The organism is Eubacterium uniforme (assembly GCF_900167115.1).
GTDB classification, from domain to species: domain Bacteria; phylum Bacillota; class Clostridia; order Lachnospirales; family Lachnospiraceae; genus Eubacterium_S; species Eubacterium_S uniforme.
This window is the reverse complement of record NZ_FUXZ01000018.1, coordinates 1-23,889: the sequence shown is the minus strand read 5'-3', so window position 1 is coordinate 23,889 and position 23,889 is coordinate 1. Positions and strand designations below refer to the sequence as shown.

Genomic DNA, 23,889 nt, shown 5'->3' with positions numbered 1-23,889 from the left:
CTGTTCAGAAGAGGCTTAGAAAACGTAAATTTAGAGTTAACCCTGATTGCTTGTGCTTTTAACCTTTATAAATATCACAATAAACGAAATAGATTGAAGATGATTGCATGATATCAGGTAACTGAATAGATTAAAAAAGCTCTTATTAACATAGGGCTTATTAAAGTACCGCAAAAATCAACAATTATAATAATTATACATAGAGAAACAGACCTGCATTGGCAATGGCCAATGCAGGTCTGCTATTTAGAGACTTTTTTTACAGCCCCCTAAAATCATAATCTCTAATATATAATAAATACTATTATTCCTTTTCACTAATATTTCTATATTCTTTCAATTGTGCAAGTATATCCCAATAACTACAATACAAACTACACATAAAAAAATTGATGAAATCAAGCAAACATAAACTCCATATATAACATATCGGCTTATAATCAGCGAAACTAACATAACAACTGCTGTAATCATCAGCACTAATTTATGTAATTTTTTTTTTTATATTTCATATTACCTCCATAATTATCCTAATAAAATTTATAATAACCTTTGCTAATACATTTTGTATTCAAATATTTAGATTTAAAAACATTATATAAGTATTTATAACTTTTTATATTTTGCTTTCTTAGAGATTCCTCTCTCCTTAAGAATCTTCTTATAGCTCTTTAACTTCTTCTTGTATGCCTTAACTACAATCTTCTTATTCATCTTAGCAAATGCCTTCTTACCAACATTTTTCTTTTTAAGAAGTTTAGTCTGAATAGTAAGTGATTTACACTTCTTCATACCGAAGAATGCTTTCTTACCAATCTTTCTAATGTATTTGCTAATTGTAATTGATTTAGCCTTGCACTTAAAGAATGCCTTATCACCAATTTCTGTAATCTTGAAGATATACTTACTTGAATTAAACTTACCTGGAATAACAATCTTCTTTCCATTTTTTAATACTTTAACAACTCTAAGTTTAACATTATTCTTATTCATCGAAATAACTCTTACTCTAAGAGTGTTCTTACCAAATGAAATATTAAACTCCTTGCCAACATACATATCATCAGCAAGTGAATGATTCTTATCTTTTATATCTTTGTTGTCTGTAGTGTTGTTTTTATTTGTATTATTTGTATTATTTGTATCCTTCTTAGAATCATTCTTCTTTGTTTCTGTATTGTTATTATTCTTATCAGTAACGGATTCTGTTTCAGTATTTAACCCTGTCTCTATATTTGATTCAGTTTCTACATTTGACTCTGTCTCTACGTTTGATTCTGTTTCAATGTTTGATTCAGTCTCAACATTAGACTCTGTTTCTTTATTAGACTCTGTTTCTTCTACATTTGATGAGTTCTGTTTCTCTGTGTCTTTTTCAATTGTACTCTTATCAACAATTGTAAAACTACCAAGGTAGTTAGCACCAAGTGTTTCATCCCAAAGGCCTTTATCATTTGCTGCTGTTCTTGATGCACCCTTACCCTTATTAGCAAATCTAATTGGATAACCATTAAGTCCTGATAATTCATCACTATCAGCAATTCTTAAGTGAACCTTATATGTTCCATTAGGCATATCATCTTTAAGATCTACCTGGGCTTTAAATGTTGTAAGGCCTTCATTTTTATCAGTAGCTTTATCATCTGACAACCAACTTCTTACATCACCATTTTCAACTTTTTCATTCTTTGAAGAACTTAAATTTGATAATGCATATTCATACGATTTACCACTAGCTGGTTGCATAATAAGCTTTAACTTCTTACCTCTTATAATATTAGCAAATCCAACGTTTTCAATTTTAGCTTCAATGCCAAAATTTTCGTAATTAGTTGTTTCCTTCGTAAGTTTAACTTCTCTAGCAACATATCTATAGCCCATGTGATTTCTTAAATATACATAAGCATTTTGTCCCTCATAATTACTATCGTAATTACCTAAGTTTTTATCTATATCTAATAAATCCATATCAATCATACTATCAGGTTCTTCAGGATTATATATACCTTTTAACTGATTTAGGGCAAGTTCATTCCAACCAATATTTAAATATGATGTATGTGTATCAAATGCTTCCTTTGTAATGAATCCGATAGTGTTATATCTCTTGATTTCAGGATGATTTTTATCCACATGCCAGATAGCCATCTCTCCACCATAAAGTGTGTGAGTAGTCTGACTCTTAAGCCACTTAATTGCTGTAGCTCTTGTTTCATGTTTTGAAAATGTTCCTCTATCAGTTGTACTTCCAAGATATGAATCATTAAAGAATCCAAGATTATATTCTTTCATATTCGCTTTTGGAATATATTCACCAACGTTTTCATGCTTAACATTCTTACCTTTAAAGCTGTTAGCGTTTGCAAAATTAATATAATCTTCCATCTTTCTAATTAATACAGGAATATCTGTATCTTTTAGCAAATCAAGCCACTTATCAATTATTTTATTATAATGTTCTGGACTCTCTACAAGTTTCTTACTTGAAGGATCGTATACTTTTAACATTTTTTCAGAACTATGCATCTCGCCCCACTGTCCAATTAGGCCTGCTTCAAGTGCAACAATTACATCCTGATACTCATGTAATACCACACTCAAATCATCCTGATGCATATTTATTGTATCTGTATCACCCACATGCAAATCATTACCATTAGCATCTTTATAAACTTTCTCCGGTTCGTAACTTGTTCCTGAATCATATTTCGGATCATAAGCAAATCTAATAATTACAGATTTATGCTCATCTCTAGCTTTTTTCAATTTATTTCTTAACGCATTAAGCGCTTTTTCATTTATATGATAACTTGATAAACTAGTTAATCCTTTCTGCTGTCTATAAAAAGGTGAAAAATGTGAAATATCTACTCTGAAATGAAGTAGATTCATTTTAGAATATTCATTTAATTCATCACCATTTTCAGTAAGGTTCATTTTAACGCCTTGATAGAATCCTATACCTGGATTATTAATCTCGTTACATGTTTCACCATCACTGATATCATCCACCTTAGTTAAACTTCTTACACTATACTTATCAACGATGTATGCAGCTTTTGCTTCTTCTTTATGTATCGCCAACCCACTAACAACTAGTGTTAATGATGCAGCAACACATATTGCCTTTTTAGACACTTCTCTTAATTTAAGGCTCTTTCCTATCCTATTTTTTTTCATAATTACTCCTATCTTTGTTCTTTGTCCTCAAGTAACATGTCCTTATTAAAAGCTCCCACACTCACCACTATTTTTTGCCTTTTAACTAATTCAAAACCACTATTCACTTATATATTTATTATAGGTATTTGTTAAGTTCGTCAGTTCCCGGCAAGACAAACTTTCCATCCCTAATAATATCAATTTCCACACCGTCACTTGTAACAGCAACAATTTCACCTAATTCCTCATAAGGAATTGTAATATCCGTATGACAATTAAAGTATACATCCATTGGATTATCATTTCTCTTTCTTGAATATGTATTCTCCTTTGCAATCATCTCTTTGCCATCCGGATTATATGTTTTAATTTCTTCTTCCCATGAAAAGCATGTATCACCCACAGCAAAATGAGGTCCCATCTTTTCAACAATTAAGATTGGCATAACATCTAAAATGTCATACCTCTTTGCCATGGCATATGCACAAGTATTTGTACCTATAGCAAATTCGCCTATAGGAAGAGTTTCATGATTAAACATTACATTTTCAAAAATATATTTCTTATTATCCTCTTCATTATCAAAATTACTACAAGTATAATTCTTTATGCATCCATCAGCAAATTCTATCGAAAGATCCTCATACTTAAGTCCATTTAAATACACACTACTAACATGAAGCAGTCCTTCTGTTCCCTCAAGTTTAGGAGAAGTAAATACCTCCCCTAAAGGAATGTTTACATCTGCAAGACAATTTTCAAAAGTTGTTTCCTTATCTGGATTCTTAATATCTTGCATTGAAACATTAATATATGTTTTATTATTTCCTTTACCTACAACTCGTACATGATCTGCCTTATCAAGAGTATCAATTATAGTCTGTTGTATGTCCTTATAAAGTTTTTTATCAAGTGTATTAATCTTAACTGTTTCCTTAAAGATTTCATCAAAATTATCACCGATACTTGGAACAGGGAATGAAATAATTGTAAAACTTCTCTCATCTCCTTTTATGTACTTCTTGATAATCTGTCCACTATGAGAAGCATATTCAGTGACTAATTTCTGCTGCTTGCTTGATAAAGCCCAAGCATTTTCTTTATTAACCGGAGTAAATGGTATCTCTCCCCATGTCTCAATAACTGCAGGTCCACCCATAAATGCAGCAACATCCTTATACTTTTCATATGACTGCTCTAAAAGTGCAATTCTTCTATCATTAAGAGCCTTATCAAGTACGCATGCAATATCATATCTATGATCATAATCATACTGCTTATTAGCAGGTGTACCAATTGCACCATTAACAAATGTCTTTCTATTAATAACATCAACTGCTGGAAGCCAGATTACTGGTGAAAGTCCCATATCCTTAAACATAAGGATTGCTTTTCTAACAACTCTTTCAAAACCAATGTTATAGTAAAGTGAAACACATTTCTTCTTATGAAGTGGCTTATTTGCCATTAAGAATCCATCACGATAACCTTCTACGTAGGTTTTGGCCATATTCTCTACTTCTTTATCTGTTAATGTGTTAATGAATTGCGCAGTCTTTATTTCAACATCTGAAATATATTCACCATAATTAAATAAATATCTTAAATCATCTAAGTTGCTATTTGCTACTAAGTCACTAATTCTATCAAGTTCTGGATCTACATTCTCACGAGTTCTAATCTCTATGTTTCTATCAGCATAATCACTTATAAAATAGTATATAGCTTCTTTAGTATTTTGAAGCAATGTATCCCTTGAAGAATCATCCTTATCTAATTCTTCTTTGTTCTCATTACTTTTGGCATTCTCAAATAAATTATAGACTTCAACAAATAATTCCATGTTTATAGTCATATCTACAAGTCTATACTCATATGCATATCTAATCATGCCTCGAATCTGTGTATATAAAAGGCATAGAATCTTTCCATATTCCTCGCCTAATTTTTTCACTGCGAAATCAGGATTAGCATAACTTTCATCATATGCATCTCCTAATATATCACTATAAAGATTCGTATTAATGTCTCTTAATTCTTCGAAAGTGATGTTAGCATTCTCTGAAAATCTCTTACTTTCATCTTCATAAAAGCAGCAAATACTTTCAATAAACTTAGCCACACTCACGAAGTAATCCCTATATTTTTCATCTATGGTTTCTTCATGAATAATTAAACCAATTCGTTCCTTTGAAAGTTCATATCTTTCAAGGACACCTTCATTTTCATTATAAAATAATTCCTTATAACTCATAACAAATCCTCAATACTAATATAAAAGGAGACTTATTAGATAAGTCCCCCAAAGTAAACTAATAGCATACATAAATAGAAAACCATAACTACCATATTCATGATGGTTCCTATCCAAGTAAATTTTAAAAACTTCGTCCCTTTTTCATAAAAACTTCTAATACCAAATACAAATCCACAAATTGCTAAAATCAGGGAAATCAAACCCATAACGCCAACTTTAGTTCCAGCATTACCCTCAGCCTTATATGCAATAAGTATCGCCCATACTAAAATAAAAAGTGATATTGCTGCAATAATGGTTGAAACTCTTCCGCCTAAAGTAAAGTTCTTAAGCGCTATTCTATGTCTTACTTTCCTTTTATTTTTCTTAGCTAGTTTTTTCATTATTCAAACCTTTAACTACTTCTTTTTTAATAATACTCTAATCGTATTACAAATATGATATGTAATGCACCCTAAAAAGCCACCTAGTGTATTAAGAGCTATATCATCAACATCAAATGCACCTATGCGATAATGAAACTGAGTAATCTCAATTGTAAAACTAAACACTGCCGCAAGAATTGTTACTGCGATGATATTCTTATATATCTTCTTTTTCGTAAGCATTGGTAAAATAAATCCAAATGGAATAAATGTAATAATATTACCAAAAATATTAATAAAGGATGCTTTAAATCCTAAATAGTCTCTATTATACCAAAACCTTTTTATTTCCTTACCTAATTTCAAATTATATCTGAAATGAGAACCTTTTATAGTTCTACCAAATTCTTCAGAAAGAAACATGACATAAACAATCAAAATCAAATACAACAAAAAGGATAGCCATGCAAGAGCTCTTACAAAACGTTTTCTCGCCGAATCCAAATTCAATCTCCTACTTTACGCCATACTCTTTATAATAATCATCAATTCTTGATTTGATTTCATCATTAATGACAACTTTGCCATTAATCTCGTTGTTATATAAATGTTCAACAACTTCTTCCATGTTAACGATAGCATTTGCTGCAAAACCGTATTTTTCCTTGATTTCATCAAGTGCGCCCTTGTCGCCCTTACCTCTTTCCATACGGTTAAGACTTACCATAAGACCTAAGATTTTAACATCACCCTGTGCTCTGATAATTGGAAATGTTTCTTCGATAGACTTACCTGATGTTGTAACATCTTCAATAATTACAACTTTATCGCCATCTTTAATCTTACTTCCAAGTAAAATACCTGTATCACCATGATCTTTTACTTCTTTTCTATTTGAACAATATCTAATTTCTTTTCCATATAATTTTGAGAATGCCATAACTGTTGCTACAGAAAGTGGAATTCCTTTATAAGCAGGACCAAATAATACATCAAAGTCATCACCATAATTATCGTGGATTGCCTTTGCATAATACTCACCAAGCTTCATAAGCTGGCTACCTGTAACATATGCACCTGCATTCATAAAGAAAGGTGACTTTCTTCCACTCTTCAATGTAAAATCACCAAATTTTAAAACATCGCAATCAACCATAAATTCAATAAATTCTTTTTTGTACTGTTCCATATTATTCTCCTTTTTTGCGTTTGCCCGCAGTTTCTTAAACATTCTATATTCTAACATAAATATCCTTCTAAAACAATCACTCTAGTTAGATTTAAGAAATATGAAAGATATTATCAAGTTTTCTAAATCGCTACGCTTGTTTCAGACTTTCATACAGTCATCAAATACATTCAGGAAAGCTTGATTCATTGCAAAACAAAAGAAGTACACATTACAATGTATACTTCTTTAACTATCTTTTATTATCTAAAAAATACTGTTTATATCCTTAATCATGTACTCAACTGCTGCTCTTGATGCATCTGCATAATTTTCTTCAGCGAAGTTACCATATGTATCCTGCTTATAAGCACAAATGATACCTCTTGAAGAATTAACGATTGCTCCTAAACCATCTTCATTGAAATATGGCTTAAGGTCAGCAGCCTTACCACCCTGTGCACCATAACCTGGAACAAGGATATAAGTCTTAGGCATGATATCACGAAGAACCTTACCCATCTCTGGATATGTAGCACCAACAACTGCTCCAACGTAACTGTAATCATCACCCATGTGATCTTTGCCCCATTTATCAACCATTTCACCAACGATTTCATATAATGGCTTACCATCAACTTCTCTATCCTGGAATTCACCACTTGATGGATTAGAAGTCTTAACTAACACGAAGATACCCTTCTTAGTTTCTTTACAAACATCTATAAAAGGCTTAACGCCATCAGTACCAAGATATGGATTAACTGTTACAAAGTCTTCATCAAATGGAACATATGTCTTACTTCCAACCTGAACCTTACCAACATGACCAATAGCATAAGCTGATGAAGTAGAACCAATGTCACCTCTCTTAATATCTCCAATAACAACAAGTCCCTTTTCCTTACAGTAATCAACTGTCTTCTTAAAAGCTGCAAGACCTGGAATACCAAACTGTTCATACATAGCAATCTGAGGTTTAACTGCAGGAATCAAATCATAAGTAGCATCAACAATTCCCTTATTAAACTGCCAAATAGCTTCAGCAGCACCCTCTAAAGTCTCACCATATTCAGCATAAGCCTTATCTGTAATAAACTTAGGCACATATGAAAGCATTGGATCAAGTCCAACAACAACAGGTGCATTTGTTTTTTTGATATTTTCAACTAATTTATTAATCATGATATCCTCCTTGGTATATAAATTTGACTATCAAATATAATAACATATATTTAACAAATACTCAAACAACAAGGAGCAAATTCTCCGTTGATTTATCAGCAACATAAAATCCTCTATGTTTTCTTTCATATTGCAACTTACATAATTAGGATATATAATAAATTTCGAAGCGATTAGCAATATAAGTATACTTTGATAGGAGATTTTATGCTTAGCAAAATAGATAACAAAAGAAAACAATTTATAAGCACAATGCTATCATTATGTTTATTATTTTCTTTGTTCTGTTTCACCAAAGTTGAAACAGGCTTTTTTTGCGAGCAAAAAAGCTTAGGAACTAAAAAAACTAGTTTATCAGCAGAATTTCTTCCTACCACTGAAGATATACATATACAAAAGAATATAAGAGAATCCGAAGGTAATAACACTAGTCACTTATATTCAAAAAATAAAAAAAGTAATTCAAACAATCGTAGAATCATTCTTCTAGGATTTGCTAGTAACAAGGTAACTAGCTTATTTATATTATTCTATATATTGAATATGGTAAATTTTGATAATAAAAATTTATCCATAATCAATATTCTTCATTTTATTCACGATAAGGATGGGAAAAAATAACTATGTCTATTTTTCAGCCTATGGAAACATAGGTTTATTTGCGTGCGACAAAATAGACGGAGGTTATTAAAAAAATGGAAATTTTACAAACTTTAGGCAGCTACATTGTTGTCATAATTATGGCAATTTTTGGTGGTCTGTCTTCTATTGCTGTAGTTTTAGGAATTATAGGAACACTAATTTATAAAATATATAGAAAAGTAAAATATGGAATATCTTTATTTGATTAAAAGGAGAACACAATAGACAATGTAATATTTATAGCTATGATGGTAATTATGATAGCTGTATGTATCTTTGATTGGTGGACAAGCAGAGGTGACGATGATATTGATGATAATAACAATATTACCAACGATATAGAAAAAGAGGATAAAAAATGATTGTTATTAAAGTATTATTACTATGTGTAGGATTTGCTCTATTAATAAAAGGAGCAGACTGGTTTGTTGATGGGTGTGCTGGTATTGCTAATAAATTTGGCATTCCTCAAATTGTTATAGGACTCACTATAGTTGCTATGGGAACAAGTGCACCTGAAACTGCAGTAAGCATAACTGCAGCCCTAAAAAATAATGCTGGTATTTCTGTAGGAAATGCGATTGGAAGTAATATCTTAAACATTCTCATTATATTAGGTATTACATCTTTAATAATTCCTTTAAGGTTAAAAAACACTACACTAAAGTACGAAATCCCATTTATGCTAATCATATCAATAACACTAATAGTAATGGGCTCTATCGATAACTATATTTCAAGACCTGAAGGAATAATATTATGGATTTTATTTATAGGATATCTAACATACTTATTTTTCCTAAGTAAAAATAATAAAGCCGATGTCACAAATGAAACTAAAGAATCCACGTGGAAATTACTAGCATTTGCTGTTTTAGGCGTAATAACAATTGTGTTAGGAAGTAATATTTCTGTAAATGCAGCTACAGCTATTGCCAAAAAAATAGGAATAAGTGAACGAATTATAGGATTAACTATTGTAGCTCTAGGTACATCACTTCCTGAATTAGTTACATCCATAACTGCTGCTAAAGGTGGTAATGATGATATTGCGATAGGAAACATAATTGGCAGTAATATATTTAATATATTATTCGTCATTGGAACTTCATCCATAATTATTCCCATCAAATTTCAACAAACCTTTATTTTAGACGGCATGGTTTCAGTACTAGCTGGTGCCTCACTTCTTTTATTAACACTAAAACACAAACAATTAAATCGCTTAGGTGGAATAATACTTCTAAGCGAGTACACAGTATATCTTACATATCTAATATGTGACAAGTAATAGAGAACCTGACGAATTAAACATCGTCAGGTTTTTTATTAATGTCATCTCATTATAAGTTAGATAATTCGTCATAAATTAATAGAGCATTTTCTGACGGAGTTTTTTCTCCGGTATCAACCGTCAGGTCATATCCATCTTTGGGATATAAATATTCGTTTGAGGATTCTGCCGATCCTAGACATCGGTCTCCGCGTTCTAATTCCCTTCTTTTTAAGATATTCAGTGGGCAAGTAATGTGTACCGTTAGAACAGGGTAAGAATATAAATTCTCTTTCAATTGTTTAAAGATTCGTTCACTAGTTATCACATGGTCAATGATGACACCATCACTTGACTCTAGAGATTCTAACACCTTTTTACATAAGTCATTTGAAATTTCAAAAACATCATCTTCATATATTGTTTCATTTAGAGACATCTTTAAAAAATCATCTATTGAAACTACTTCGTATATTTTGTTACTTTCATTATAGATCAAACTCTTCAATGCTTTGGCCAAAGTGGATTTACCACTGCTTGAAGACCCATTAAGTAGAATAATTTGCTTTTCCATATCAATTCACCTTTATATTATTTATCATTCAATAACTTCGTTAATTATATCATACTTTTGTTACAGGGTTATTCCCCCCTCAAAAAAAGCGCGAGACGGTGCGGTCATCCAGTGGATGACCCTGCGAAGCAGGAGCACCGACCGAAGTCGTTTCCAACGACTGAGAAGATCGAACCTTTGAGCCCTGGCAGGGCTCAATTAAAAATAAATAACCACCCGACTAGCGGTGGTTTTTCATTTTCGGGCATAGCCCTAATAATACTAGCCACGCACAAGTGCGTCTTTTAATTGGCCTGCCAGCCACGCGACTACTACTTGCTACCCGTAAACGGGTCTCTAGGATCAAACAAACTCATCTGGTCTATTTCTCTGTCGTGTTTTAACTGGTTAGCTATATAACTTTTTATTGCAGCGGTGTTCTTCCCCACCGTGTCTACATAGTATCCCTTACACCAAAATTCGCGATTTCGATACGCAAACTTCATATTTCCATATCTTTGGAATATCATCAAACTGCTTTTTCCTTATACAAAAAGACAACTTGTGGAACTGAGTTCCAGAAGTTGCCTGTAGGTATTAAACCAATAAGTACAGGCTCTACAAAGCCCCTCAGCGTTTGAGAGCGAAATACACCCAACGCACAAAATCTGACGATTTCATTCTCTGGGTTTTTCGCTACTACGTAGGGAGTAGTAATGCCTAATGTGTTGTCATCTTGACAACGGTAAATAAAAGGTCTTAGGATATTTCCTAACAAGCAGCGTTGTATTACAAAAGCGTATCTTGCAGTAGTACCTAACTTACTTTTTTGTTACAATAAACGATAATATGGTATATATGGGGATATGGTGTATGAACTATATAAAAGAAGATGGAAAAATAAGGGGAAGGAATAGCAGAAAAAAAATAAGCCAAAAATCGTCCTTATACGTAGTATAAGAGATAGTAGCACTTCTTGACAGAAGCACTACTATAAAAGAACTTATGGACGAATGAAAATTGAATATTGTTGCGTGGAAAATAGTCTTGAGAAAATAAAGGTAGAATGAATATATGAAAAACATCTAAAAAATAAAGAAAATTTATATGATAATTATATATTTTACACATAGATTTGAATAATATTTTCAAGTATAATAACGTAGTTCTTCTTTAATATGCATATTAGGAACTATTGGAATAAAAAACAAAGGAGAAATAAAAAAATGAATAAAAGGATTTTAATCCCTGTTACCGGATTACTTATATGCAGTTTGGTGGTATCTACGTCTTTTTATAAAAATAATGGAGATGTTGCAAAAGAAAAAAACTGGTTAAGTGTGAATGATGAAAAAGACGAATATAAATTGACAGATAATCAAGACAATGCTGTGGAGGCTTTCAAATTATCAAAAAATGCTGAAACGTCTTTAACTCCAGAAGAATATGATGCTGCATTAGACAAAATGTATGATGGAGTTGATGAAGAATATATAGAGGAATTGGATGCTATGAATCCATCAGACATCAACGATAAAATTAATTCATTTGACGATAAATATGAACTAGGAGAACCATTATCAGAAGAAGATGCAGCAACACTATTGTATGTTTATGAAAAGATGCATCCTGAAAATGAAGAAATTGAACCTTCAGAAGTAGTTGCAGAACCATTGGGGTGGGAAACACTAACATACAAAATAGGTTGGAGCAAAAATAAAGACGGGGTAAAAACAAGTTATAGTGGAAAATTTTCCACATGGACAGGATCAATGCATGGCAAATATTCTACAGACGTAACAGTTAAACTGGAAAAGGGAAAGAAGAAAATTAAATCGCTAAAGTGGACCACGTATCACAATGCTTATGGATTATTAGGGACTAGTGGAAAAACTCCATCAATAGGTAAGGTATATACTGGAAGTACTAGCAGTTCCAAGTACACAGATAAATTTAATTTTGAGAAGTCTGTAACCTATTCTGCAATATGGGTCATATATGTTTCTACTTATGGAACATTAGATGTCAAATATAACGGTGGAGAATATTCAATCACAACTAAAACGTATAAATCGACAGAATAACTTGGGAAGGAGAGAGTTATGAAACTTTGTATTTTGTTATTGACTATGGTTGCTATTACAGCGGGAATCCTTTATGCAATCGTAAAGATTGTACAAAAAATATCAAATAAATAGAAAGAATCATTTTGAAAAGCATCAACTTCGATTGGTGCTTTTTTTATGCGAGGTTTAAAGATGAGAAGATTAATTATTGATGTAGATAATGATGTTAAATTATGTGTGCCTGAAAAAGAAATGTAATAATACACGCTAGTCAAAAAACAAAGTTGTTTTATGCAGATGTGAATTCTGATGAAAAAAAGTTTTAACACTGTATTGCAAGATACGCATTTGTATATACCAATACATTCTTGTTAGGGGATACCCTAAAACCCTGTTAAAGAATAATGATATGAAAATAAGCCTTCTAAAGGCTTACAGCAATTTAGTCAATAAATATATATTTAAGGCAATCAATGACGATATCCAGCTCCTCCTTGTTTTTTTCAGTAGAACTGATTTTGGTTGCCTATTGGTTGATGGCAACCATCAAAATTGTGAAATGCCCTTAAATAAAGGGCTTCCAGAGCAATAAAAAAAGCACCGACCGAAGTCGTTTCCCAACAATATGTAGATTCACCTACGGTGAATCTCTGACTCCGCTCAAAGCCGCGGAGGTCTCCCATGATTAGAAATCATGGGCAGTACCGAGAAGATCGAACCTTTGAGCCCTGGCAGGGCTCAATTAAAACAAAAAAGGATATCCATTCGGATATCCTTTTTGTTTTAACTAAGCGCGAGACGGGGATCGAACCCGCGACCCCCTCCTTGGCAAGGAGGTGCTCCACCGCTGAGCCACTCGCGCATTGCTTAAGTCGGTGTCGTTTCAACCGACAAGCAATAGTATACTGTATTGACTAATATTTGTCAACTAATTTTTTCAATTTTTTTATATTTTTTTAAAATAATAGTTTCCAGCTTTAAAAGTACTATATTTCTAGCCCTATTTAAGCAATTCTTCCATCTCATCAAGAAGCTCTTCAAAAAGATTTAATGCTTCAATAACAGGTTCTTTCTTGCCCATATCAACACCAGCAATCTTAAGTAAATCGATTGGGTCTTTTGAGCATCCACCCTTTAAGAATTTCTTGTAATCCTCAACTGCACTTTCACCTTCATTTAAAATCTTCTTTGAAAGTGCAATCGCTGCTGAAAATCCTGTAGCATACTGATAAACATAGAATGCATTATAGAAATGAGGAATTCTACTCCACTCATACTTGATGTCATCGTCAATAACAATGCCATCACCAAAATACAATTTATTTAAATCATAATAAATTTCATTAAGTTCATCTGCTGTTAATGTAAGACCCTGATCAGCTTTTTCATGAACAATCTTTTCAAATTCAGCAAACATAGTCTGTCTATATAATGTTCCCTTAAACTGCTCAAGGAAATAATTAATTAAAAAGATTCTTTCATTCTTATCAGTTGTCTTATTTAAAAGATAATTTATAAGCAATGCTTCATTACAAGTTGATGCAACTTCTGCAACGAAAATCTTATAAGATGCATTAATATATTCCTGATTTTCATTTGAATAATATGTATGAATTGCATGGCCCATTTCATGAGCAAGAGTAAACACACTATTTAAATTACCACTGTAGTTTAATAAAACATATGGGTGTACACCATAGCATCCCCATGAGTATGCGCCACTTCTCTTACCCTTGTTCTCATAAACATCAATCCAGCCATCATTGAAACCAGCCTCAAGATGTGAAATATATTCATCACCCATTACGCTAAGAGCATCCTTAACAATATCCTTTGCCTCATCATATGAATATGAATTATCAACATTTGCTGCCATAGGTGCATATAAATCATACATATGAAGCTCAGATAAGTTAAGAGCTTTCTTTCTAAGCTCAAGATACTTATACATCAAAGGCATTTTCTCATGAACAACATCAATTAAATTATCATAAACCTCTTCTGGAATATGATTACCTGTTAAATACATATCCCTAGATGATTTATACTTTCTAACGTCACTATAAAAAGCGCTCTTTGAAAGAGATGAATTAAACATTGCAGCGATAGTGTTATTAAGAGCACCATATGTCTTATACATCGCAGCAAATGCTTCCTTTCTAACCTCTCTATTTGTACTCTCTAAGTACTTTACATATCTACCATTAGAAAGCTTTACGCTATCACCATTTTCATCCTTAATCTCAGGGAAATCAATGTCAGCGCCATTAAACATGCTGTAGATGTCCTGACCTGCATTATCAAATCTACCAGCCTTTGCAAGGATTTCCTCACATTCAAAAGATAAAACATGTTCCTTTTCATCAAGAAGGTCTGATAATAACTTGTGATAAATCTTTATATCACCATCACCCTCCATGTATTCACGCAAAGTCTTTTCATCCATTGATAAAAGCTCTGGTCTTGCGAATGAATCCTCACTATAAGCCATAACTAAAACATTCTGAATATCACCGGCATACTTCTGATATTTAGAAACTGATAAATCCTCATGAAGTTTCTGATTAGCATAAACATATAACCTTTCACCCTCACAGAAAAATTCATCATCAAATTTAAGATATGCTAAAAGACTCTCTCTACTTTCTCCAAGTGTCCCCTTAAAGTCCTTAAACTTTGAAACCTTACCCTTAAGTTCTTCAAGGCTTTTTTCAAAAGCTTCATCACTTTCAACCATATCTTCTATCTTCCATTTAAACTTATCATCTATTTCTTCTCTTAACGCTAATTTCTTCTCTTCCATATCTCCTCCTAATTTCAAATAATATTCCAGTACAACTAATTTATTTAATCAATTTTGAAATTGCTTTAAATTCTGGGGCAGTTGAACTACCAAGTAATTCAAATAAAATAGATTCATAAGTAGTAACTATTGCACCCTCCATAGCGGCTCTCTTAATAGCCTGAGTTTTGTCATTTTCTTTTCTTGAAAATACACAGTCTTCAACTAAAACTGGAATAAAACCTTTTTCTGATAAATCCATAATAGTCTGAAGTACACAAATATGTGATTCAATACCACATACTAAAACATAATCTCTATCAACTTTTTCAAGTTCATTTATAATCTTTTCTTCATCAAGACAGCTAAACGCTCTCTTTGCAATGATATTTGCTGGAATAATCGTACCATCAATTTCCTTATCAAGTACCTCCCTGATTGCTGGAACTGTTGAGCCAAGTCCCTGTGGATACTGCTCGCTTACCACAATAGGAAGACCAAGAATTCTTGCTCCCTCTATTAACTTAGCTGTATTATCAACACACTTTTCTGGTTCACTCATTGCAGGAACTAATTTCTCCTGAACATCAATTACTAAAAGTGTCGCATTATCTTTTGTTATTTTCATTAATCATATTGTATGACTTAAAGCCATACTCTCCTTTCTGTATAAATTATATGTGTAAAATTTGCATATCTAGTTCTATAATACTTTATAAACCTGCCTACGCAACAACAAATCCATAATATCTAAGAACAAATAACATGGCTGTTATTGTAAATGCAGAAAGTGCTGTTGTAAGAACAACAATACTTGTTGTAAGATCTGCATCATTATCCATATTCTTAGCCATTATATAACAACTTGGAGTTGTAGGTGCACCAAGCATAATTAAAATCGCTATAAGTTCTTCATTTCTATAACCAAGTTTAATTGCTATTGGCAAGAATACCAAAGGTATAATTACCAACTTAAGCATTGAAGCCACAAGCGCTGGTTTTAATTTTCTTATAGCTTCTGATGTGCTAAATCCTGCACCTATTGCTAAAAGCGCAAGTGGTGTTGTCATCCTTCCAATTGTACTTATTGTACTATCTAGCATAACTGGAAAATCAACGTGAAAGTATGCAAGTAATAATCCTGCTGCAATTGAAAGAATAATAGGATTTGTAAAAATGCCCTTTACCGCTTTTCCAATTGTTTTTTCCTGCTTTGTATCTGCCTCAAACGTAAGTACAATAACAGAATAAATATTATAAAGTGGTACGGATCCAATCATCATAAACGGAGCCATACTACTATTTCCATATATATTCACTATAAGTGCAGTTCCTAAAACTGCAGCACTACTTCTAAAAGATCCCTGAACAAATGCTCCGATTATCTTTTTGTCTTTAATAAAAATCTTTGCAAGTCCCCATATAGTCCAGAAACTTATTGTAGTTACAATAGCGCAAAATAAAATATACTTTGGATCAAAATCTGCTTCCAAATCAATGTTCATCATATCTATAACAAGCATACATGGAAGTGCTAATTTAAAGTTTATTTTATTTGCTGAACTTATGAACCCCTCGTTAATTACACCCTTTCTCCTTAAATATAATCCAATAAGAATAATAACAAATATTGGAACTGTAGCATTTAAGCTGTATATTAAAGCGTTCATAAACTCATTCCTCTTTTCGCTCGGTATAAACCAAATATTTCCTTATAAACCTCTACTATGATAACATAATCCATACCTTTTTTCCACAAATGTATTGATTAGTTCTATCACATAACAAACTATTTTTATATTAAAACAACCTCCTCAAAACTTTATTTTATAATAAAAAAGTTGTAAACTATAAATATTTAAAATAGATTTATAAATTCGTACTATTACATAAAGGATATATAAAATGAACATAATTAAATCAAATAAACTCACTGAAAAAAACATAAAAGATATAGAAATTCTCGAAAGCAAATGTAGAGAAACAGATGGTGATAACCTCCTTGTTTATGCTGATGAGGATGATAACATATACCCACAATTTAATTGTTTTTATATGATGTATGAATTAAACTCATCAAATAACGATAATACAAAGATTATCAAAGTAGAAAACCTTCCAGATAATTCAAAACTAATCGGTTTTCTATCCGTATTTCAACCCGATGGATACTGTCCATATGTATATGCAATGGTTGACCCAGAACATAGAAAGCAGGGAATTTTCAAAGAATTATATGAATGCTTTATGAAAGAATTTAATTACTTTAAATTTGAAAGTATGTCTTTCCCTACAAATAAGAATAATGAAACAGCAATTAGCATACTAAAAAGAATGGATGCTTATAAATACTCTACCGAATACATATTAGAATATGATTTAATTAGTAGCGAAACTGCTACTAACTCTAAACCTAATAATACGCCCACTTTCGATAATAAAACCAAAGCATCTCTAACTTTATCATCTTCAACAACCGAGGATAGTGATATTGTTTATTATCTTGAGGACTATGCATTAGGTCATTTTAAACGTACAATAGGCTCACTACTTATAACCATTGATGGCGACACCGCTTGTCTTAGTCATTTTGAGATTTCAAAATCCAAAAGAAATAAAGGCTATGGGCGAAAAATGCTAAACTTACTATGCGAGGAATTAAGGACTAAAAACATAAGTAAAATACTATTACAGGTCACTTCAAATAATCCTGCCGCACTTCATCTATATACTTCTTATGGTTTTACTGTTCAATCAGAACTTGATTACTATAATATAGATGTAAACATTCAAAGTATGAACATATAGTCTAATAAATAAAAAAGTTGCCGACTAAATCCTTAGATTTATCATCGGCAACTTTTTTACTTAGTTGTTGTCTCTTCTATTTTATTTGTAGTTTGCTCTGTTGTTTCTTTAGTATCCTTATTTCGTTTAGATTTCAAAATTCCAGCATCTTTAAATGGCCAATATACAAATAATGCCTTAGCCTTGATTTCTTTTCTTTCAACAAATGGATCTTTCCAAAATCTTGAATCCTTAGAATTATTTCTATTATCACCAAGCATTAAATACTGACCTTCAGGTATATCAAAAGAGTATCCTGAATTACCTATAACCCAATCCTCAGCTAAATAATCTTCTTCATAAATACCATCTGTTGTTCCATCCTGTCTATTTGTGATATAAATTGTACCATCTTTAATTTCAACTTTTTCACCTGGGAGACCAATTAGTCTCTTAACGAAAAGTTTTGGTTTCTTTACATCTGGATCATTAACATCATCTGGAAATTCAAAAATTACAATATCTCCACGCTTTGGTTCACCAAATCTATATGCAAGTCTATTACCTACCATTCTATCATGTTTCATGATAGTATTCTGCATTGACTCACTAGGTACTGTTGCATTAATAATTATAACATTATCAACAAAATACGCTATAGCAAATGCTACAACAAATACCATTACCCATGATAAAGCTTCCTTAAAGAAATACTGTGCTCCATCACCTCTTGCTGATCCCCTTATTTTTAAATCTTTCCTAAAATCATTAGAACTCATTATATCCTCCAACCATTAAAATGGTTTATTCATTATCTTTACCTGTACTTACGTTTCTTCTGTTTATAGCCCAAAGATTAGCTCCACTACCATTATGGTTGTAACTTGCATTATAGTAATTATTCCATCCCTTTGTTCTAGCAAATAAAGGATCAAATGCCTTACCATCTATTTCAACCCATGAATGAGCATCACCATAAAGTGAACTATCATCATCTGTAATATAAACTGTCTTATATCCACATTCATGTAAGAGATATCCAAGTGCGCAAGCCATTGCTGTACACTCACCACCATTAGTAGCGTGTGCATTTTCGTCTAATACATCATTCGCCATAATGATATCCCAATCTTTCTGATCTCTAACATTCTTTAAGAAGTGATATCCAATATATGGAACCTTTGTCATATATTTAAATACTTTCTTTCTCTTTGTCTTTCTAGAATCTGTAGGTTTAGTAATATTCTTCACAAGCTTTCTGGCTCTCATCATAGTCTCAATCTTACTAACTGCGTAACTTGTTTCATCAGCAGTTCCATCAAGTTCTACTTTAACACCATCAACCTTCTTACCTCTAGCCATAAATCCTTTTGTTCTATCAAAGTAATAGTAAGAACCTTTAATCTTATGCCATCCTTTTACAGCCACGCCCTTAGGTGCCTTACCATGTGCTTTCTTTGAGAAATAATATGTATATCCATCTATATTTCTAAAACCAGTTGCCTTTACTCCATTACTATAATAATATTTATAACCACCCTGTTTAATCCATCCATTCTTCTTTGCAGCCTCTACTCTTACTGCAGGTATAGCTGAAACCATCATTGCTGATGCAACTACAAAACATAATGCATTCTTTATTAAAGTACTCTTACAACGCATAACTGCCTCCCAGTGATATTCTTATAAATCATTATATATATTATTAAATGTTGATATTATTCAATAGCATCAATAATCCATTTAGTCTGTCCTTCAACAGAATGACAATAAACTGTGAAATTAGCAAATGTAGCAATTCCATTAAGTTCATTCTCGTCATCTAAACAAGCACCGGCTGTTTCGAAATTATTGTACATACCAACTGCATTAGTAAGTTCTGAAAGTGTCTTACCAACATACTTTTTAGCATCATCAACTGTTGCTTCTTTTTTAGTATCTGTTTCAGTAATAACATAGTCAGTTCCGCTTTCTACCTTCTTAGTACGTCTCTCTTGTGTCTGTGTTTCCTTATTTTCAGTAACCTGTTCAGTCTCTGTTTCCTTTACCGTTACTGTTTCTGTCTCTGTTTCCTTAATAGTTGTTGTTTCTTCAGTCTGTTTTTCTGTTGTAACAACTGTCGCCTTTTCCGTCTCATCACTTGCTGACTTTCCGCAGCCACTTAATCCTAAAACTGCAATTCCAAAAGCTAGAAAATAAGCCTTTTTTTTCATGATGAATCTCCTTATCTAATTCTATTCTACTTTTAATACAACACCTGATGATGTGTATTTATTATCTTTATCAGAAATTACTTCAATTTCGCTTTCTCCAGGAACAATTTCATCTTTTCCTACATACATTGAAAAAGCGTATTCATCTTCTGAATTTACATCATTGTATCCAACCGGATAAGCCTCATAATCTGTAACATACTTGCTATCTTTTACTCTAACAAATACATTACTATCTTCATCCCAATATTTCTTATCTAAACTTCCATAAATGACATACTTACCAGTAATATTATCAAATTTACAATTCACCTTAACATTCATCTCTTTTTCATCTAAAGAATTGATGGTCTTAAACTCTGCTTCCATAACTGGAAGGTACTTTGTAAAATATGATATATGTCTTTGTGTGATTTCCATAACCACATCTGTTGCCTTGTGTTCTTTTATTTCCTCAAGATTAAATGGAACAATCTTTGTAAAGAAAGAATCTCCATACTCTTCAGCCATAAAAGGAACAAGTGAATTTCCATATGAATCACGATACATAACAAGTGATTTATCTTTAGAGCCATTCATCGCACTGATTTTAAAATCCTCAGTGTTCTTAAATCCATCAGCATATTTGAAAGAAAAGTCTTTATCATAATATACATTATAATCAAGCTCGCTGCCTTTTGGATAAAGCATCTTCATAAGATCACCCTTAAAATCCTTTTTTATGGATTTTTTAATTGTATCATAATCCGTATATTCATTATTTAATTCTTTTTGTATCAATTTCTGAGCAAATGCTGCACCTTCATTATTCCAGTGCGTATCATGCTTATGATACATTATTCTTTTATCTTTAGCAAATGCATCGTGTAAATCAACATAATTTACACCTTCCTTATCCATGGCTTTCTTAAGCTTAATAAAATTATTTTCACCATCAGGTTTTAAATAATTACCTGGCATGTATCTACCATAAAGTTCTGCTTTTATAGGAGCTATTGCAACTATAAAGTTAGCATCATAACTCTTAGCGTAATCCTGCATAAGTTTTAAAATTCTGGCTGCATTATGTATCTGTCTGTCAGATAAGACATTTCGACGCATATATTCATCCATTGTTTCACCATAGAATAACCATCCTTCGGTACCATAAATAACATCTTTATTCTGAGATGTTTCAAATAATTTTGTACTTAATATTTCATCAAGTGTAATCATCTCCTGACGGTACGCGAAATGATCTTTATAATATAAATCAAGTTCATCAAAGAACTTAGTATTTATTTTGCCTTCTTTCTTAAGTTGTGGAAAAGCTGCAGCTGTTCTTTTTTCAGCTGACATATCAGTTTTATAATAAAGCATTCCCACACTTGGAATAGAAATAAGAATCAAAAACAAAAGAATATGTATCCATTCAAAAATACCTTTATTCTTCATAATCACTCCAAAATTAAAATCTAAAGTAAATAAAAGGGTTGTATGCTCCTGATGACAATCTAAGCATGCATAAGAATAACATAACCATAGCCATATAAGCGTACACCTTTCTATTAATGTCTTTTTTCTTAATTAATTCATTAAACCTCTGGCTTACTGGATAAGCAAAAATAATAGCCACAATCAATGTAACAATATTATACAAATTCATGTATTCTAAAAACATACTTGAAGTCTTAGTATCTATCCAGAAGTTTGTAAACATTGATTTCACAAACCATAGGCCTTTACTTATGGTGTCCGCTCTAAAGAATACAAATGCTGTCACGGCAACTAGTAATGTATATAAATTAGCTATTACTTTTATCTTTAACTTTCTAATAGGAAGAATTGTATCTTCTAAAACATTAAACACTCCATGGATTATCCCCCATAGGATAAATGTCCAGTTAGCGCCATGCCAGATACCTGTAAGAAGGAATACTGTCATCTTGTTTCTTTCTGTCTTAAACTTTCCTTCCCTATTTCCTCCAAGTGGAATATAAACATATTCCTTAAACCAGGTTGAGAGTGATATATGCCATCTACTCCAAAAATCCTTGATACTTGTTGCACAATATGGATGATTGAAATTCTCCTTATATGAAAATCCAAACATATGACCAAGACCAATTGCCATATCTGAATATGCACTAAAATCATAATAAATCTGAAGTGCATAAGCTATTGCTCCAAGCCATGCCACAATTGCACCATATTCATTTATATTAAGAGCAAATATATCGTCTGCAATAACAGCACAAACATTTGCTAAAAACATCTTCTTAAATAGTCCCTTGCAGAATCTGCTAATACCATTTGAAATCTCTACGGTATCAAATTGTCTTTCATTAATCTGTTCGTTTATATCACCATACTTTACGATTGGTCCAGCAACAAGCTGTGGGAACATAGAGATATAAAGTAAAACATTCAAATAATTCTTCTGTGATAATTTTGGATCCCGATAGACATCACAAACATAAGATAATGCCTGAAACGTAAAGAAAGAAATTCCTATTGGAAGAGCAATCTCCTTAATAGATATTCCTGCGTGCAATCCTTTATTAATGTTATCAATAATAAAGCCTGTATACTTGAAAACTCCAAGTATACCAATATTAACTATTACCGCAATTACAAGTATAACCTTTCTATACTTTGCCTTACCATCACTTGAAGGACCAAGCATATATCCAAAGATGTAGTTCCATATGCTTGAACCAATCATAAGCAAAACATATACTGGTTCACCAAATGCATAGAAAAACAAACTTGCAATTATAAGAACTATGTTTTTAATTTTTATTGATACCGGTAGCATACATAGTCCAAACACTATTGGCAAAAAAGCAAACAGAAATATTGCTGAACTAAAGACCATGTTACCCTCCAAAGTCTCTATATATTATAAATTCCTATATATTTAAACCATAGAATATTATATAAAATACAATGATTTCGGTCAAGTCATAAATAAGCATAAATACTAAACATTTTCTTAATTTTTCCAAATTGTTATATTTATGTCAATATTAATTCATATTTCATATTATATGTTAACATTTACGTAACACATCTAACGCATGTTTACCTTTCCAAAAACTAAAAGGGACTGTAAAAAAAGTTTCTAAATAGCAGAACTGCATTGGCAATGGCCAATGCAGTTCTGTTTCTCTATGTATAATTATTATAATTGTTGATTTTAGAGGCACTTTAATAAGCCCTATGTTAATAAGAGCTTTTTTAATCTATTCAGTTACCTGATATCATGCAATCATCTTCAATCTATTTCGTTTATTGTGATATTTATAAAGGTTAAAAGCACAAGCAATCAGGGTTAACTCTAAATTTACGTTTTCTAAGCCTCTTCTGAACAGCCTTTTATAAGATCTGTCCCACTTGATAACACCAAATGTTCCCTCAGATTGTATGCTTCTGTTCATGCGAAGCAAAGCTCCAT

The 23,889-nt window shown here is 31.9% G+C and carries 21 protein-coding genes, 1 tRNA gene and 1 pseudogene; 5 read left to right on the top strand and 18 right to left on the bottom strand.

Features of this window, described 5'->3' with window-relative positions; all coding sequences use genetic code 11:
• Positions 1-606: 606 nt before the first annotated feature.
• The 6 genes from B5D16_RS11595 to pyrF form a co-directional block, all read right to left on the bottom strand.
• Positions 607-3,180, bottom strand: a complete 2,574-nt coding sequence (locus B5D16_RS11595) for a DUF4832 domain-containing protein (protein WP_078767154.1) — start codon at positions 3,178-3,180, stop codon at positions 607-609.
• 118 nt (positions 3,181-3,298) lie between these two features.
• Positions 3,299-5,416, bottom strand: a complete 2,118-nt coding sequence (locus B5D16_RS11590) for an aminopeptidase (RefSeq protein ID WP_078767153.1) — start codon at positions 5,414-5,416, stop codon at positions 3,299-3,301.
• Between the two features lie 35 nt (positions 5,417-5,451).
• A complete protein-coding gene (locus B5D16_RS11585) occupies positions 5,452-5,802 on the bottom strand; it encodes a DUF6142 family protein (RefSeq protein ID WP_078767152.1) in 351 nt (116 codons plus the stop codon).
• 15 nt (positions 5,803-5,817) lie between these two features.
• Positions 5,818-6,288, bottom strand: coding sequence for a VanZ family protein (locus B5D16_RS11580; protein WP_078767151.1), 471 nt, complete (start codon positions 6,286-6,288; stop codon positions 5,818-5,820).
• A 10-nt stretch (positions 6,289-6,298) separates the two neighbouring features.
• Positions 6,299-6,973, bottom strand: coding sequence for an orotate phosphoribosyltransferase (gene pyrE / locus B5D16_RS11575; protein WP_078767150.1), 675 nt, complete (start codon positions 6,971-6,973; stop codon positions 6,299-6,301).
• Positions 6,974-7,219: 246 nt separating this feature from the next.
• Positions 7,220-8,137, bottom strand: a complete 918-nt coding sequence (pyrF, locus tag B5D16_RS11570) for an orotidine-5'-phosphate decarboxylase (protein WP_078767149.1) — start codon at positions 8,135-8,137, stop codon at positions 7,220-7,222.
• A gap of 207 nt (positions 8,138-8,344) precedes the next feature.
• On the opposite strand from pyrF, the gene B5D16_RS11565 reads away from it, so the two are divergent.
• From B5D16_RS11565 to B5D16_RS11560, 3 genes are all read left to right on the top strand, one after another.
• On the top strand, positions 8,345-8,758 hold the full coding sequence (locus tag B5D16_RS11565) for a hypothetical protein (protein ID WP_078767148.1): 414 nt from the start codon (positions 8,345-8,347) through the stop codon (positions 8,756-8,758).
• 74 nt (positions 8,759-8,832) lie between these two features.
• Positions 8,833-8,988: a hypothetical protein gene (locus B5D16_RS12595; RefSeq protein WP_200803998.1), complete on the top strand. Its 156-nt coding sequence runs from the start codon at positions 8,833-8,835 to the stop codon at positions 8,986-8,988.
• 149 nt (positions 8,989-9,137) lie between these two features.
• On the top strand, positions 9,138-10,070 hold the full coding sequence (locus B5D16_RS11560; RefSeq protein WP_078767147.1) for a calcium/sodium antiporter: 933 nt from the start codon (positions 9,138-9,140) through the stop codon (positions 10,068-10,070).
• A 52-nt stretch (positions 10,071-10,122) separates the two neighbouring features.
• Here B5D16_RS11560 and B5D16_RS11555 read toward each other — a convergent pair whose 3' ends face one another.
• Positions 10,123-10,626, bottom strand: a complete 504-nt coding sequence (locus tag B5D16_RS11555; protein ID WP_078767146.1) for a phosphotransferase-like protein — start codon at positions 10,624-10,626, stop codon at positions 10,123-10,125.
• 311 nt (positions 10,627-10,937) lie between these two features.
• Positions 10,938-11,150, bottom strand: a pseudogene (locus B5D16_RS11550) (transposase); the annotation flags it as partial.
• 681 nt (positions 11,151-11,831) lie between these two features.
• Between B5D16_RS11550 and B5D16_RS11545 the strand changes: the two are divergent.
• Positions 11,832-12,689 carry a hypothetical protein gene (locus B5D16_RS11545; protein WP_078767144.1) on the top strand — a complete coding sequence of 286 codons (858 nt, stop codon included), beginning with the start codon at positions 11,832-11,834 and terminating at the stop codon, positions 12,687-12,689.
• A 772-nt stretch (positions 12,690-13,461) separates the two neighbouring features.
• Here B5D16_RS11545 and B5D16_RS11535 read toward each other — a convergent pair.
• The 4 genes from B5D16_RS11535 to B5D16_RS11520 form a co-directional block, all read right to left on the bottom strand.
• Positions 13,462-13,533: transfer RNA gene (locus B5D16_RS11535), tRNA-Gly, on the bottom strand.
• Positions 13,534-13,671: 138 nt separating this feature from the next.
• Positions 13,672-15,474, bottom strand: a complete 1,803-nt coding sequence (gene pepF, locus B5D16_RS11530; RefSeq protein ID WP_078767142.1) for an oligoendopeptidase F — start codon at positions 15,472-15,474, stop codon at positions 13,672-13,674.
• Between the two features lie 40 nt (positions 15,475-15,514).
• The gene (locus B5D16_RS11525; RefSeq protein WP_078767141.1) at positions 15,515-16,081 is read right to left on the bottom strand and encodes an isochorismatase family protein; all 567 of its coding nucleotides are present in this window, start codon (positions 16,079-16,081) and stop codon (positions 15,515-15,517) included.
• A 97-nt stretch (positions 16,082-16,178) separates the two neighbouring features.
• Complete coding sequence (locus B5D16_RS11520) at positions 16,179-17,123, bottom strand: AEC family transporter (protein ID WP_078767140.1); 945 nt, start codon at positions 17,121-17,123, stop codon at positions 16,179-16,181.
• A 235-nt stretch (positions 17,124-17,358) separates the two neighbouring features.
• Here B5D16_RS11520 and B5D16_RS11515 point away from each other — a divergent pair, with 235 nt between their 5' ends.
• Positions 17,359-18,261 (top strand): GNAT family N-acetyltransferase, encoded by a 903-nt coding sequence (locus B5D16_RS11515; RefSeq protein ID WP_078767139.1) that lies wholly within the window; start codon positions 17,359-17,361, stop codon positions 18,259-18,261.
• Between the two features lie 56 nt (positions 18,262-18,317).
• Here B5D16_RS11515 and lepB read toward each other — a convergent pair whose 3' ends face one another.
• The 6 genes from lepB to B5D16_RS11485 form a co-directional block, all read right to left on the bottom strand.
• Complete coding sequence (lepB, locus tag B5D16_RS11510) at positions 18,318-19,019, bottom strand: signal peptidase I (RefSeq protein ID WP_078767138.1); 702 nt, start codon at positions 19,017-19,019, stop codon at positions 18,318-18,320.
• A 25-nt stretch (positions 19,020-19,044) separates the two neighbouring features.
• On the bottom strand, positions 19,045-19,902 hold the full coding sequence (locus B5D16_RS11505; RefSeq protein WP_078767137.1) for a hypothetical protein: 858 nt from the start codon (positions 19,900-19,902) through the stop codon (positions 19,045-19,047).
• 56 nt (positions 19,903-19,958) lie between these two features.
• Positions 19,959-20,453, bottom strand: a complete 495-nt coding sequence (locus B5D16_RS11500) for a hypothetical protein (protein WP_078767136.1) — start codon at positions 20,451-20,453, stop codon at positions 19,959-19,961.
• A 21-nt stretch (positions 20,454-20,474) separates the two neighbouring features.
• Positions 20,475-21,887, bottom strand: a complete 1,413-nt coding sequence (locus B5D16_RS11495; protein ID WP_078767135.1) for an alginate O-acetyltransferase AlgX-related protein — start codon at positions 21,885-21,887, stop codon at positions 20,475-20,477.
• 13 nt (positions 21,888-21,900) lie between these two features.
• Positions 21,901-23,250 carry an MBOAT family O-acyltransferase gene (locus B5D16_RS11490; RefSeq protein WP_242943041.1) on the bottom strand — a complete coding sequence of 450 codons (1,350 nt, stop codon included), beginning with the start codon at positions 23,248-23,250 and terminating at the stop codon, positions 21,901-21,903.
• Between the two features lie 445 nt (positions 23,251-23,695).
• On the bottom strand, positions 23,696-23,889 hold a 194-nt coding region (locus tag B5D16_RS11485; RefSeq protein ID WP_200803993.1), incomplete at its 5' end, for a transposase.

Coding starts and splice junctions, on each gene's coding strand:
- B5D16_RS11560 (WP_078767147.1), top strand. CDS start 9,138: ATGATTGTTATTAAAGTATTATTACTATGTGTAGGATTTGCTCTATTA.
- B5D16_RS11555 (WP_078767146.1), bottom strand. CDS start 10,626: ATGGAAAAGCAAATTATTCTACTTAATGGGTCTTCAAGCAGTGGTAAA.
- B5D16_RS11595 (WP_078767154.1), bottom strand. CDS start 3,180: ATGAAAAAAAATAGGATAGGAAAGAGCCTTAAATTAAGAGAAGTGTCT.
- pyrE (WP_078767150.1), bottom strand. CDS start 6,973: ATGGAACAGTACAAAAAAGAATTTATTGAATTTATGGTTGATTGCGAT.
- B5D16_RS11520 (WP_078767140.1), bottom strand. CDS start 17,123: ATGAACGCTTTAATATACAGCTTAAATGCTACAGTTCCAATATTTGTT.
- B5D16_RS11505 (WP_078767137.1), bottom strand. CDS start 19,902: ATGCGTTGTAAGAGTACTTTAATAAAGAATGCATTATGTTTTGTAGTT.
- lepB (WP_078767138.1), bottom strand. CDS start 19,019: ATGAGTTCTAATGATTTTAGGAAAGATTTAAAAATAAGGGGATCAGCA.
- B5D16_RS11515 (WP_078767139.1), top strand. CDS start 17,359: ATGAACATAATTAAATCAAATAAACTCACTGAAAAAAACATAAAAGAT.
- pepF (WP_078767142.1), bottom strand. CDS start 15,474: ATGGAAGAGAAGAAATTAGCGTTAAGAGAAGAAATAGATGATAAGTTT.
- B5D16_RS11565 (WP_078767148.1), top strand. CDS start 8,345: ATGCTTAGCAAAATAGATAACAAAAGAAAACAATTTATAAGCACAATG.
- B5D16_RS11495 (WP_078767135.1), bottom strand. CDS start 21,887: ATGAAGAATAAAGGTATTTTTGAATGGATACATATTCTTTTGTTTTTG.
- B5D16_RS11525 (WP_078767141.1), bottom strand. CDS start 16,081: ATGAAAATAACAAAAGATAATGCGACACTTTTAGTAATTGATGTTCAG.
- B5D16_RS11545 (WP_078767144.1), top strand. CDS start 11,832: ATGAATAAAAGGATTTTAATCCCTGTTACCGGATTACTTATATGCAGT.
- B5D16_RS11500 (WP_078767136.1), bottom strand. CDS start 20,453: ATGAAAAAAAAGGCTTATTTTCTAGCTTTTGGAATTGCAGTTTTAGGA.
- B5D16_RS12595 (WP_200803998.1), top strand. CDS start 8,833: ATGGAAATTTTACAAACTTTAGGCAGCTACATTGTTGTCATAATTATG.
- B5D16_RS11585 (WP_078767152.1), bottom strand. CDS start 5,802: ATGAAAAAACTAGCTAAGAAAAATAAAAGGAAAGTAAGACATAGAATA.
- pyrF (WP_078767149.1), bottom strand. CDS start 8,137: ATGATTAATAAATTAGTTGAAAATATCAAAAAAACAAATGCACCTGTT.
- B5D16_RS11590 (WP_078767153.1), bottom strand. CDS start 5,416: ATGAGTTATAAGGAATTATTTTATAATGAAAATGAAGGTGTCCTTGAA.
- B5D16_RS11490 (WP_242943041.1), bottom strand. CDS start 23,250: ATGCTACCGGTATCAATAAAAATTAAAAACATAGTTCTTATAATTGCA.